Here is a 12,849-nt window from a genome sequence, read left to right as displayed (position 1 = left end):
TACGGGCGCTTCGTCCCCCGCGGCCGGAGGGTAGCGTTCCGTCCTTCCGATGCACATCCTCATGCGCATCCTCATACGCATCCTCAGGGGGACGCATGCGAAGGTCCGGAGTGCTCCGGGCGCTGACGGCCGTACTGGCCTTCATCTGCGCGGGACTGGCGGTGACGGCACCTCAGGCCCAGGCCGACACGGTGGGCCCGTCGGCCGCGCCGCCGGTCAGGACGTACACGTACAACATGTGCGGCAGCGGCGGGACCGGCGGCTGCGACGTCAGCGCCGCGGGCAACGAGGCGCGGTACGACACGATCGTCGACGAGACGGCGGCGGGCGTCTGGAACGCCGACTACCTCTTCCTCGTCGAGGTCTGCAGGTACCAGTTCGACGATCTGAAGGCCCGCCTCGGCAGCCGGGGATACACCGGCCGGTACGTCGAGACCGTCGCGGCCGGCAACCTCGGGTCGCTCTGCAAGGACCCGGTCGGGTCCACCACCCCGAGCTACGGGATGGCGACGTTCGTCAGGGGCCTCGCCGTCGACGGCGTCGACCTCACCCTGGACACGCGGGCCGCGATCCTGGGCACCGTCCCGGGATCGAACGCGGAGGACATCAAGGCCCCGTGCATCAAGGCCTGGGTGCAGTCCCGGCAGACCTGGGCGTGCTCGGTGCACCTGTGGTGGGGCCTCCCCACCCTCCCCGCCGACCCCACCGCCCAGCAGCAGGCGATGCACGCGGTGATGGCCAGGGAGGCCGACAAGCTGGCCGCGCAGGCCAGGACCTGGGAGGACGCGGGCATCCCCGTCGTCCTCGGCGGCGACTTCAACTCCTCCCCGTGGGGAGACGTCCTCGACCGCTTCTACGAGGCCGGCGCCGGCGAAGGCGGCCACGGCACGTTCGCCGAGGCCGACGAGACCGACGCCGATCGCTTCGGGATGCGCGGCGCCCTCTGCGCCGCCCCGGTCGCGCGGTGCCGCAGCGGACAGCTGACCAAGCTCGACGCGGCGCACACGGCGCAGAAGCAGAAGCTCGACTACACCTTCTTCAGCTCCCGGTACTTCCGCGGCGAGGTCGGCGACGTGCCTCCCGAGCCGACGACCCCGACCGTCGGCAAGTGGATCTCCGACCACCTGCCGATCCGCGGCGCGGCCTACTGGGAGGACTGCGGCGCCTACGGGGCCACCCCCGGCGCCGTGTTCCGGCGGGACGCGGCCGGCGGGCTGTACCGCTACGCAGGCCGGGCCGACGGCACCCACGCCGCCCTGGCGAAGCCGTGCAAGGTCGGCACGGGCTGGAACGGGATGAAGCTGGTCGCCCGCCAGGGAACGACCCTCGCCGCCGTCGACACGGCCGGCGACCTGTGGCACTACGAGGCCGCCGCCGACGGCTCGTACTCTGGCGGCTCCGGCCGCAAGGCGGCGGGGACCGGGTTCGGGAACGACAACGTCCTCCTCGCCCCCGGCGACGTCGACGGCGACACCGTCGCCGACCTGATCACCCGCGACACCACGGGCGGACTCTGGCTCCACAAGGGGACCGGAGCACACAGCTACGCCCCGCGCACGCCGATCGCCGACACCGAAGGCACCGGCGGCACCGGCGGCGACGGGAGCACCTGGAGCACCTACCGGTCCGTGGTCGCCGTCGACTTCGACCAGGACCTCACCGGCGGCCCGAAGGTCGCCGACCTCGTCGCCATCGACGACACCGGCCGCCTCTGGCTCCACCGGGGGAACGGCGACGGAACACTCTCGGCGCGCCAGGCCATCGGCACCGCCTGGAACGTCTACGACGCCCTCGTCGCACCCGGCGACCTGGACGGCGACGGAAAGCCGGACCTGGTCGGCCGCGAGGCCGGGGGTGACCTCTACACCTACAAGGGCGACGGCAGCGGCGGCTACGCCCCGCGCGTGAAGGCCGGTTCGAGCTTCCCGGCAGGGGAACTGCTCTTCTGACCTTCCGCGATCCGCGTCCCGTGACGCTCCGGTCTCACACCTTGCCGATGCCCAGCGTGTTCTCGGCGGGGAGCAGGCCGGAGCCGATCGCGGACAGCCAAGGGCCGCCGAGCAGTTCGGCGAGCCGGCTCGTGCCGTCCGGGCCGAGGGCGGCCCAGGGGGCGGCGGCCAGTTCGTCCGTACGCAGCTCGACCTGGTCGCGCAGCGCGCGGCCCTCGTCGGTGGCCGCGCCCGTCGCGTGGACGAGACCGCGGGTGGCGAGGCGGGCGCGGGCGGCGGACCAGGCGGCGGCGGACCAGCCGCGGCTCTCGAAGACGGCCTCGGGCGCGGCGCCGATCGCCGCGAAGGAGACGAGCGCCTCGACCGGGTCGAGCCCGGCGACGAGGAGCGCGGCGAGGTGCCCGTCGCCGCGGTGCTCGCGCAGGATCGTCGCGGCCTGCCAGAGGACGAGGTGCGGGGCCTCGGGCCAGGGCAGGGCGGCGTTGGCGGCGGCGAGCGGGCGCCCCTCGGTCCCGGCCGCCTCGGCGGCGCGGCGGGCGAGGGCGGCGGCCTCGGCGAGCTCGGGGCTCTTGACGGTGTCCTCGCCGAGGACGGAACGGTAGGTGCGGTCGACGGCCCGGAGGCGGGCGGCGAGGACGTCGGCGGGGAGCGCGGTGGGGGCCTGAGCCTCCCGGCCGGCGCCCTCCGTGACGTACCGGGCGACCATCTCGGGGCTGAAGCTGTAGAACGCCGAGGCCACCCGGGCCGGGCCGGGCGCGCCGAGCGGGGCGGAGCGCCACGCGAAGTAGGAGGGCCAGCGCTCGGCGGTGTCGTAGCCGAGGGCGGCGGCCTCGTCGAAGGCCTCGGGGGCGTAGTAGAGCAGGGCGTGCAGGGGTTCGAGCAGGTGCCACATCTGACGTACGCGTCCGGATTCCACGGCGGTCTCCCTAGTGATCGACTCTCACTCACCCATCGACTTGTCACTGACAAGATTGCACCCGCTCCCACAAACTTGTCAATGACTAGATAAGGGTTAGGCTGCTGCCATGACGAGCCGGAAGACCTACCACCACGGCGACCTGCGGCAGTCCGTCCTCGCCGCCGCCCTCGACGTGATCGCCGCCGACGGCCCCGGGGCGCTGAGCCTGCGCGACCTCGCCCGCCGCGCCGGCGTCTCCCACGCCGCCCCCGCCCACCACTTCAAGGACCGCACCGGACTCCTCACGGCGATCGCCGCCGAGGGATACGACCTCCTGGCCGCGGCCCTCGCCGGGACGCCCGAGCTGCGCGAACGCGGCGTGCGGTACGTACGGTTCGCGGCGGACCACCCCGCCCACTTCCAGATCATGTTCCAGCCGGACCTGCTCCGCACCGACGACCCGGAGCTCCTCGCCGCCAAGGAACGCGCCTCCGCCGAACTCCGCGCGGGCGTCGCCGGCCTGCCGGACGTCCCCGACGCCCGCACGGCGGGCATCGCCGCCTGGTCGCTCGCCCACGGGTTCGCGACCCTGCTCCTGACGCGGAACATCGACGCGGCGCTGGGCGACCGGGACCCGGAGGAGTACTTCCGCTCCCTGACCGGCCTGCTCTTCCCCGGCCAACTCCCCACAGAAGAACGCGACTAGGCAGCGTTCGCGACGGGGAGTCCCCGTCCACTCGGTCCGCCGGCCGCATATCCTTGCGGCCATGACCGCCCAGCCCCCCGAGCCCTCTCCGCGCCCTGCTCCACCAGGAGAGCTCCGCGCCTCTCACGACGACCGGGAAGCCGTGGTGGAGCAGCTGCGCGACGCGGCAGCCGAGGGGCGCATCGATCTCGACGAGCTGGATTCGCGCCTCGAGCTGGCGCTGAAGTCCAGGACTCACGCCGAGTTGGCCGTCCTGACCGCCGACCTGCCGAAGCTGAATCCCGCCGGGAGCCTGCCGCCGCTGGTCCTCAAGGGCGGCATGTTCGGCGCGTCCCAAGGCCCCGGGCGCTGGGAGGTTCCCGGGCACGTGATCGCGCACGGAGGCGTGGGGGGCGTGAAGGTCGACTTCACCCGGGTCGAGTGCCGCCTCACGGAGGTCGTGGTGGAGGCGTACGGGGAGACCTCCGGCGTCACGATCGTCATCCCCGACGGGTGGGCCGCAGACACCAGCGGCATGGATCCCGGCCGCGGCGGCCTGACGGACACAACCACTCCCGACCGGCTCCCGGGAACTCCGCTGATCCGGCTCGCCGGTTCCGGCGGCGCGGGAGGAGTGGTCATCCGGCACCCCAACCGCAGGGAACAGCGCAAGCTGGACAGCAACCCGCCGCAGAAATAGGCCTGTCGGCGGGAATACCCCGCGCCAGCCATTAATTGACGCAAGCATGCAAACGACGAGCACCCTCCGCCGCGCCGCCATAGCCCTGCTCACCACCGCCGCCCTCGGCATCGCCCCCGCCGCACTCGCCGACACCGGCCACCACGGCCCCTCCTGGCGTGCCGCCTGGGCCGCGTCCCCGCAGTCACCGACCGCGCCGTTCACCGCCAACTGGTCGCAGCAGGGCTTCGACAACCACACCGTCCGCCAGGTCGTCCGGGTCACCACCGGCGGCAGCCGGGCCCGGATCGAGCTGACGAACCGTTACGGCTCCACTCCCCTGCGGATCACGGGCGCGACCGTCGCCCGCACGGCGAAGGGCAGCGCCGTACGCCCCGGCTCCGTACGCCAACTCCGCTTCGACGGGCGGGCGTCCGTGACGATCCCGGCCGGCGGCACACTCCTCAGCGACACCGCGAACCTCCCCGTCGAGGCCTTCGAATCCCTTACCGTCACGCTCTACCTCGCGGAGAAGACCGGCCCCGCGACCTTCCACCACTTCTCCTCGGCCACCAGCTACCGCGCCGACGGCGACCACCGCGGCGACCTGGGCGGCGCGGCCTTCCAGGAGACCAGCGCGTCCTGGTACTTCCTCTCCGGCGTCGAGGTCACCGGCGGCCGTGACACCGCCCGCCGCAACGGCGTCGTGACCTTCGGCGACTCCATCACCGACGGCGTCGGCTCCACGCTCGACACCGAGAGCCGCTACCCCGACGCGCTGGCGGAGCGCCTCGCCGAGTCCGGGCGGCCGCGCGCCGTCGTCAACCACGGGATAGCCGGCAACCAGGTCGTCAACGACACCACCTGGGCGGGCGAGAAGGGCCTCAAGCGCTTCCGGCAGGACGTGCTGGCGGAGCCCGGCGTCCGGACCGTGATCGTCCTCGAAGGCATCAACGACATCGGCGGCAGCACGACGACCTTCCCCGCCGCGCCCACCCCTGACGTCTCCGCCGCACAGCTGATCGCGGGCCACCGCACCCTGATCCGCGAGGCCCACGCGAAGGGCCTCAAGATCCTCGGCGCGACCCTCACCCCGATCAAGGGCTCCTTCTACGACACCCCGGCGAACGAGGCCAAGAGGGAAGCCGTCAACGACTGGATCCGCACGTCCGGCGCGTACGACGCGGTCGTCGACTTCGACCGTGCGGTCGCGGACCCGACGGACCCGGACCGCATCCTCCCGGCGTACGACTCGGGCGACGGCCTCCACCCGAACGACGCGGGCTACGAGGCGATGGCCCAGGCCGTGGACCTGAACGAGCTGTAGTCCCCGCGGCGCGGCGCCCCGCCCCCTACGGCTCGGGGGGGCGCCGCGCGCTGGAGACGGCGCGTCAGCCGGTCGACGAAGGACTCGCTGCCGGACCGGGGACGCCCACGGAGCTACGAGCCGAGGATCGTCGTGAGGAACTCGCCCGTCCACGCGAGCAGTTCGCGCCCCACCACCGGCTTCCCGCCGATCTTGCCCGACGTCGGGCGCGGCACCAGGATCTGGTGGACCGCTGGCTTGATGACCGTGCGCGGGTACAACCGCTTCAGGCGCAGCTCCTGCGACTCCCTCAACTCCACCGGCGCGAAGCGGATGTTCGGGCCCTGGAGGACGATCTCGCCGACGCCGCACGCGCGCGCCAGCATCCGCAGGCCCGCCACCAGGAGCAGGTTCTCCACCGGCTCCGGCAACTTGCCGTACCGGTCGGTGAGTTCCTCGCGTACGGCCCTGATGTCCTCCTCCGAGTTCGCGGAGGCGATCGAGCGGTACGCCTGAAGGCGCAGCCGCTCCCCCGGCGCGTAGTCGTGCGGCATGTGGGCGTCGACCGGCAGCTCGATCTTGACCTCCAGCGGCGCCTCCTCCTCCACGCCGCCCTCCATCTGCGCCCGGTAGTCCGCGACCGCCTCGCCGACCATGCGGACGTACAGGTCGAAGCCGACGCCCGCGATGTGGCCGGACTGCTCGCCGCCGAGGAGGTTGCCCGCGCCGCGGATCTCCAGGTCCTTCATCGCCACGTACATGCCCGCGCCCATCTCGGTGTGCTGGGCGATCGTCGCGAGCCGCTCGTGCGCGGTCTCCGTCAGCGGCTTCTCCGGCGGGTACAGGAAGTAGGCGTAGCCGCGCTCGCGGCCACGGCCGACGCGGCCGCGGAGCTGGTGGAGCTGCGACAGGCCGAAGTTGTCGCCGCGCTCCACGATGAGGGTGTTCGCGTTGGAGATGTCGATGCCGGACTCGACGATCGTCGTCGAGACCAGCACGTCGAACTTCTTCTCCCAGAAGTCGACGACGACCTGCTCCAGGGCCGATTCCGACATCTGGCCGTGGGCGGTCGCGATCCGCGCCTCCGGCACGATCTCCCGGAGGCGGGCGGCCGCGCGGTCGATGGAGTCGACACGGTTGTGGATGTAGAAGACCTGGCCCTCGCGCAGGAGTTCACGGCGGATCGCCGCGCCGATCTGCTTCTCCTCGTACGGGCCGACGAAGGTGAGGACCGGGTGCCGCTCCTCCGGCGGGGTGGTGATCGTCGACATCTCGCGGATGCCCGTCACCGCCATTTCGAGCGTACGGGGAATCGGGGTGGCCGACATCGTCAGCACGTCGACGTTGGCGCGGAGCTTCTTCAGCTGCTCCTTGTGCTCGACGCCGAAGCGCTGCTCCTCGTCGACGATGACCAGGCCCAGGTCCTTGAACTTCGTCTCGGAGGCGAAGAGTCGGTGGGTGCCGATGACGACGTCGACCGCGCCCTCCCGCATCCCCTCCAGGGTCGCCTTCGCCTCGGTGTCGGACTGGAAGCGGGACAGCGCCCGCACGTTCACCGGGAACTGCGAGTAGCGCTCGCTGAACGTGCCGAAGTGCTGCTGCACGAGCAGCGTCGTCGGGACGAGGACGGCGACCTGCTTGCCGTCCTGGACCGCCTTGAACGCGGCCCGTACCGCGATCTCCGTCTTGCCGTAGCCGACGTCGCCGCAGATCAGCCGGTCCATGGGGACCGTCTTCTCCATGTCCTCCTTGACCTCGGCGATCGTGGACAGCTGGTCGGGGGTCTCCGCGTACGGGAAGGCGTCCTCCAGCTCGCGCTGCCACGGGGTGTCCTGGCCGAAGGCGTGCCCGGGGGCCGCCATCCGCGCCGAGTACAGCTTGATCAGGTCGGCGGCGATCTCCTTGACGGCCTTCTTCGCGCGCGCCTTCGTCTTCGTCCAGTCCGCGCCGCCGAGCCGGTGCAGCGTCGGGGCCTCGCCGCCGACGTACTTGGTGACCTGCTCCAGCTGGTCGGTCGGGATGTACAGCCGGTCGCCGGGCTGGCCGCGCTTGGCGGGGGCGTACTCGACGAGGAGGTACTCGCGGGTCGCGCCCTGCACGGTCCGCTGGACCATCTCCACGTACCGGCCGACGCCGTGCTGCTCGTGCACGATGTAGTCGCCGACCTCCAGGGTCAGCGGGTCGATCGTCTTGCGGCGCTTGGCCGGCATCCGCTGGCCGTCCTTGCCGGCCGCCTTCTGGCCGGACAGGTCGGTCTCGGTGAGGACGGCGAGCTTGAGCGCCGGGTCGACGAAGCCGAAGTCGATGGAGCCGGTCGACACGTGCACGACGGACGGGGAGATCTCGGCGAGGTCCGCGTCGAGGCGGGCGGCGATGCCCTCGCCGCCGAGGACCTCGACCGTACGGGTCGCGGGGCCGTGGGCCTCCGTCACGTACACCGTCCGCCAGCCGTCGGCCAGCCAGCCCTTGGTGTCGGCGAGCGCGCGGGCGGTGTCGCCGCGGTACGACTCCGGGGCGCGCATGCCGAGGACGAGGGTGTCGCCGGACAGGACCTCGTCCGCCGCGAACGGCGCCACCGACCACCAGGCGATGCCCAGCTCGCGCGCCCGGTCGCGGACGTCCGCGATCCCCCACAGGGAGGCCGCGCCGACGTCGATCGGGGCCTCGCCGCCGCCGGCGGTCGCCGCCCAGGAGGCCTGGAGGAACTCCTGCGACGTCGCGACCAGGTCCGAGGCCCGGGTCCTGACCCGCTCCGGGTCGCAGACCACGGCCATGGAGCCCTTCGGCAGCACGTCGAGCAGCAGCTCCATGTCGTCGACGAGGACCGGGGCGAGGGACTCCATGCCCTCGACCGCGATGCCCTCCGCGATCTTGTTGAGGAGCTCGCCCAGCTCGGGGTGGGCCTCGGCCAGTGCCCTGGCCCGTTCCCGTACGGAGTCGGTGAGGAGCAGCTCGCGGCAGGGCGGCGCCCACAGGCCGTGCTCGGCGACTTCGAGGGAGCGCTGGTCCGCCACCTTGAAGTAGCGGATCTCCTCGACGTCGTCGCCCCAGAACTCGATGCGGAGCGGGTGCTCCTCGGTGGGCGGGAAGACGTCCAGGATGCCGCCGCGCACGGCGAACTCGCCGCGCTTCTCGACGAGCTCGACCCGGGAGTACGCGGCGGCCGCCAGGCCCTCGACGATCTCGTTCAGATCCGCGCTCTGGCCGCTGCGCAGCGCCACCGGCTCCAGGTCGCCGAGGCCCTTGACCTGCGGCTGGAGCACGGAGCGGATCGGCGCGACGACCACGCTCACGGGGCCGGCGGCCGGGTCGTCGTCGCGCGGGTGCGCGAGGCGGCGCAGTACGGCGAGGCGGCGGCCGACGGTGTCGGAGCGGGGCGAGAGCCGCTCGTGCGGCAGGGTCTCCCAGGAGGGGTACTCGGCGACCGTGTCGGGGTCGAGGAGCGAGCGGAGCGCGGCGGCCAGGTCCTCGGCCTCCCGCCCGGTCGCCGTGACGGCCAGGACCGGGCGCCCCGAGTCACGGGCGAGCGCGGCGACGGCGAACGGCCGCGCGGCGGCGGGCCCGACCAGGTCGACGTGCGGGCGGTTCCCGTCGGCGGCGGCCTTCACCGCCTCGGCGAGGGCCGCGTCCTTGACGACTACATCAAGCAGGCCGTGCAGGCTCATGGAGCTTTCCATCCCGGGTTCGGAGTACGGGGCGCGGTGGCGCGGGGGCGGACAACGCGAACAGCCCGACACGTCGAACGGGCCGGGGTGCCCAGCGTACGACGGGGCAACGACAGTCGCTTCCGAAACACCGGGCGGCGACGCGGTGCGGCCCCGGCGTACACCCCTTTCGGGGGTCCACCGGGGCCGCTCGGGTACACGTACCGCTACTCGCTCGCGATCGCGTTCAGGACGTTCATCCGGCCGGCCCGGAAGGCCGGGACGAGGGCCGCGAAGAGGCCCACGAAGGCCGAGCCGACGAACACCGTGATGATCGTCGGCCAGGGGATCTCCAGGACGCCGAGGCCCTCCAGGGCGAGCAGCTTCTGGGCGGCCGTGCCCCAGCCCATGCCCAGGCCGAGGCCCAGAAGGGCGCCGAAGAGGGCGATGACCACGGACTCCAGGCGGATCATGCGGCGCAGCTGGCGGCGGGAGAGGCCGATGGCCCGCATGAGGCCGATCTCGCGGGTCCGCTCGACCACCGAGAGGGCCAGGGTGTTCACGACACCGAGGATCGCCACGACGATCGCGAGGGCGAGGAGCCCGTACACGATGTTGAGGAGCTGGCCGACCTGGCTCTTGAGGTCCTCCTTGTAGTCGGCCTGGTTGCTGGCCTTGTACTGCGGGTAGGGCGCGAGGGCGTCCTTGACCGCTTCGTACGCCTGGGTCTCCTGGCCGTCCTTCGCGCTGGCGAGGATCAGCAGGCTCTTCGGCATCCGGTCGGCGGGGACGTACCGGGCGACCGTGGTGACGTTGGTGTACATCGCGCCCTTGTCGACCTGGCCGATGTCCGCGGTGATGGCCGCGACCTTGAGCTTCGCCGTCTCGCCGCCCTTGAAGGCGACGGTCATCACGTCGCCGACCTTCACGCCGTGCTCGGTGGCGTAGTCGCTGCCGACGGACATCGCGTCCGCGCCGTAGGCGCCGGCGAGCGTGCCGGAGGTGACCTCGCGGCGGAGGTCCTTCGTGTACGTCGGGTCGGTGGCGGCCAGGTCGGCCGTCGTGGTCCGGCCGCGCGGGTCGGTGATCGTGACGTCGACCGACTTGTACTCGGTGACGTGGTCGAGGGCGGGGACCTTCTCCAGGGCGGCCTGCGCCTGCGGCACGATCGGCTGACCGGTGTTGGACCGGACGATGTAGTCGGCGCCGACGGAGCGGTCCAGCTCCTGCGTGGCCGAGGCGACCATCGAGGAGCCGACCACCGAGAGGCCGGCGACGAGGGCGAGGCCGATCATCAGGGCGGCGGCGGTGGCGCCGGTGCGGCGCGGGTTGCGCAGGGCGTTGCGCTCGGCCATCCGGCCGACCGGGCCGAAGACCCGCAGGACGACGACGCCGAGGGCACGGACCACCACGCCCGCGAGGAGCGGGCCGATGACGATGAAGCCGAGGAGGGAGAGGACGACGCCGAGGCCGAGCCAGAGCGAGCCGGGACCGGCCTCGTCGGCGCGGGTCGCAGCCCACAGGGCGGCGGCTCCGGCGGCGGTGAAAGCGAGGCCGAGGACGCCCCGGACCCGTCCGGCCTTCCCGTCGGCGGGCGTGCCGGCGTCACGGAGGGCGGCCATCGGGGAGACCTTGCCGGCCCGGCGCGCCGGGATGTAGGCGGCGAGGACGGTGACGACGATGCCGAGGGCGAGGCCGACGACGGGGGTCGTCCACGCGACGGTGAGGTCGCGGGTGGAGAGCTCCATGCCCATCGAGGACATGAGCTTCATGAGGCCCACGGCGAGCCCGACGCCCGCCGCGACGCCGGCGACCGAGCCGACGATCCCGAGGAGAAACGCCTCGACGAGGACGGAGCGGTTGACCTGCTTGCGGCTGGAGCCGATGGCCCGCATGAGGCCGATCTCGCGGGTGCGCTGGGCGACCAGCATGGAGAAGGTGTTGACGATGAGGAAGATGCCGACGAGGAAGGCGATCCCGGCGAAGCCGAGCATCGCGTACTTCATGACGTCGAGCAGTCCGGCGATGCTCTCGCGGCCCGCGTCGGCGGCCTCGGCGGCCGTCTGGAGCTTGTAGCCGTCGCCCCCGACGGTCGCGGCGATGTTCGCCTTGAGCGCGTCGGCGCTGACACCGGGCTTCGCGTCGACGGCGACCTGCGTGAACAGGCCTTCCTTGCCGAGGAGTTCGCGCTGCGCGGTGGCGGTGTCGAAGTAGACGAGCGTGGCGCCGGGGTTGGTGGCCTTGAAGTCGACGATGCCGGAGATCCGCGCGGTGAAGTCGCCGTCGACGGCGATGGTCCGCAGCTCGTCGCCGATCTTCAGGCCGTGCTTCTCGACGGTGGCGCTGTCGACGACGACGTCGGTGGGGCCGCGCGGTTCGTGGCCGGAGACGAGCTCCATCGAACGGAGTTCGTTCGGGCTCCAGTTGATGGCGATCGTCGGGGCGCCGCTGGTGGGCCCGACGTTCTCGTTCTCGGCGTTGACGACGGTGACGCTGACGGAGGCGACGCCGCCCTGGGCGGTCTCGACGCCCTCCGCCTTCCTCACCTGCTCGACGAGCGAGGCGGGGAGGGTCTCGGGGCGGCCGGTCTGCGGGGCTGCCTCGGTCGCGTCCGCGCTCTTCGGGCTGATGGTGACGTCGGAGGCGGTCGCCGCGAAGAGCTTGTCGAACGTCGTGTTCATCGTGTCGGTGAAGACGAGGGTCCCCGAGACGAACGCGACGGAGAGGAGGACGGCGACGGCGGAGAGCGCCATGCGCCCCTTGTGCGCGAGGAAGTTGCGCAGGGAGGTCTTGAGGACGGTCATGACGTCCGCCCGCGCGCGTCGAAGTCCTTCATGCGGTCGAGGACGGCGTCGGCGGTGGGCCGCTCCATCTCGTCCACGATCCGCCCGTCGGCGAGGTAGAGGACCCGGTCGGCGTACGAGGCGGCGACCGGGTCGTGCGTGACCATGACGATCGTCTGCCCCAGCTCGTCGACCGACTGCCGCAGGAAGCCGAGGACTTCGGCGCCGGCCCGGGAGTCGAGGTTTCCGGTCGGCTCGTCGCCGAAGATGATCTCGGGCTGGGCGGCGAGCGCGCGGGCCACGGCTACGCGCTGCTGCTGACCGCCGGAGAGCTGGTTCGGCCGGTGCTTGAGCCGGTCGGAGAGGCCGACCGTGTCGACGACCCGCCGCAGCCACTCGGCGTCCGGCTTCCGCCCCGCGATGTCCATCGGGAGCGTGATGTTCTCGATGGCGTTCAGGGTCGGCAGCAGGTTGAACGCCTGGAAGATGAAGCCGATCCGGTCGCGGCGGAGCTGCGTGAGCTTCTTGTCCTTGAGCCCGGTGATCTCGGTCTCGTCGAGGAAGATCTCACCGCTGGTGACGGTGTCGAGCCCTGCGAGGCAGTGCATCAGGGTCGACTTGCCCGAGCCCGAGGGCCCCATGATCGCGGTGAAGGCGCCGCGGGCGATGTCCACGTCGACGGAGTCCAGCGCGACGACCCGGGTCTCCCCGGTGCCGTACGCCTTGACGACCTGTCGCGCCCGCGCGACGACGGCCGTACGTCCTCCGCTACCCCCGTGCCGGGGGATGGTCACAGCCGAAGTCACGATCTTCTCCTAGGAGTGGGACGGAAGGGTGAGTGGGCTTGTAAGCCCAAGTTAAGAATCAAAAACCGGCCTTCTCATCCTCCGCCGGGACGACTGAAC

At 72.2% G+C, this 12,849-nt stretch carries 8 protein-coding genes; 4 read left to right on the top strand and 4 right to left on the bottom strand.

Annotation, left to right across the window (positions count from 1 at the left end; all coding sequences use genetic code 11):
• Positions 1-95: 95 nt before the first annotated feature.
• A complete protein-coding gene (locus OG357_RS23575) occupies positions 96-1,949 on the top strand; it encodes a VCBS repeat-containing protein (RefSeq protein WP_329623040.1) in 1,854 nt (617 codons plus the stop codon).
• Positions 1,950-1,983: 34 nt separating this feature from the next.
• Here the strand turns inward: OG357_RS23575 and OG357_RS23570 are convergent, their stop codons facing one another.
• On the bottom strand, positions 1,984-2,841 hold the full coding sequence (locus tag OG357_RS23570; protein WP_329625673.1) for an SCO6745 family protein: 858 nt from the start codon (positions 2,839-2,841) through the stop codon (positions 1,984-1,986).
• Between the two features lie 133 nt (positions 2,842-2,974).
• On the opposite strand from OG357_RS23570, the gene OG357_RS23565 reads away from it, so the two are divergent.
• From OG357_RS23565 to OG357_RS23555, 3 genes are all read left to right on the top strand, one after another.
• On the top strand, positions 2,975-3,553 hold the full coding sequence (locus tag OG357_RS23565) for a TetR/AcrR family transcriptional regulator (protein ID WP_329623039.1): 579 nt from the start codon (positions 2,975-2,977) through the stop codon (positions 3,551-3,553).
• Between the two features lie 61 nt (positions 3,554-3,614).
• Positions 3,615-4,232 carry a DUF1707 SHOCT-like domain-containing protein gene (locus tag OG357_RS23560; RefSeq protein ID WP_329623038.1) on the top strand — a complete coding sequence of 206 codons (618 nt, stop codon included), beginning with the start codon at positions 3,615-3,617 and terminating at the stop codon, positions 4,230-4,232.
• A 46-nt stretch (positions 4,233-4,278) separates the two neighbouring features.
• Entirely contained in the window at positions 4,279-5,538 is a 1,260-nt protein-coding gene (locus OG357_RS23555) for an SGNH/GDSL hydrolase family protein (RefSeq protein WP_329623037.1), read from the top strand.
• 113 nt (positions 5,539-5,651) lie between these two features.
• Here OG357_RS23555 and mfd read toward each other — a convergent pair whose 3' ends face one another.
• The 3 genes from mfd to OG357_RS23540 form a co-directional block, all read right to left on the bottom strand.
• Positions 5,652-9,182, bottom strand: a complete 3,531-nt coding sequence (gene mfd, locus OG357_RS23550; RefSeq protein WP_329623036.1) for a transcription-repair coupling factor — start codon at positions 9,180-9,182, stop codon at positions 5,652-5,654.
• Between the two features lie 206 nt (positions 9,183-9,388).
• The gene (locus OG357_RS23545; RefSeq protein ID WP_329623035.1) at positions 9,389-11,965 is read right to left on the bottom strand and encodes an ABC transporter permease; all 2,577 of its coding nucleotides are present in this window, start codon (positions 11,963-11,965) and stop codon (positions 9,389-9,391) included.
• Positions 11,962-12,750, bottom strand: a complete 789-nt coding sequence (locus OG357_RS23540; RefSeq protein ID WP_329623034.1) for an ABC transporter ATP-binding protein — start codon at positions 12,748-12,750, stop codon at positions 11,962-11,964. Before OG357_RS23540 ends, OG357_RS23545 begins: the two co-directional genes overlap by 4 nt.
• Positions 12,751-12,849 lie beyond the last annotated feature (99 nt).

Origin of the sequence: Streptomyces sp. NBC_01255, assembly GCF_036226445.1 — a bacterium.
In the GTDB taxonomy this organism is placed as follows: domain Bacteria; phylum Actinomycetota; class Actinomycetes; order Streptomycetales; family Streptomycetaceae; genus Streptomyces.
Note: the sequence above shows the minus strand (reverse complement) of the source record. Positions and strands in the feature narration are given on the sequence as shown.

What these genes read in the sequence shown, in the direction of transcription:
- OG357_RS23560 (WP_329623038.1), top strand. Translation starts at nt 3,615, where the DNA reads ATGACCGCCCAGCCCCCCGAGCCCTCTCCGCGCCCTGCTCCACCAGGA.
- OG357_RS23545 (WP_329623035.1), bottom strand. Translation starts at nt 11,965, where the DNA reads ATGACCGTCCTCAAGACCTCCCTGCGCAACTTCCTCGCGCACAAGGGG.
- mfd (WP_329623036.1), bottom strand. Translation starts at nt 9,182, where the DNA reads ATGAGCCTGCACGGCCTGCTTGATGTAGTCGTCAAGGACGCGGCCCTC.
- OG357_RS23575 (WP_329623040.1), top strand. Translation starts at nt 96, where the DNA reads ATGCGAAGGTCCGGAGTGCTCCGGGCGCTGACGGCCGTACTGGCCTTC.
- OG357_RS23555 (WP_329623037.1), top strand. Translation starts at nt 4,279, where the DNA reads ATGCAAACGACGAGCACCCTCCGCCGCGCCGCCATAGCCCTGCTCACC.
- OG357_RS23565 (WP_329623039.1), top strand. Translation starts at nt 2,975, where the DNA reads ATGACGAGCCGGAAGACCTACCACCACGGCGACCTGCGGCAGTCCGTC.
- OG357_RS23570 (WP_329625673.1), bottom strand. Translation starts at nt 2,841, where the DNA reads ATGTGGCACCTGCTCGAACCCCTGCACGCCCTGCTCTACTACGCCCCC.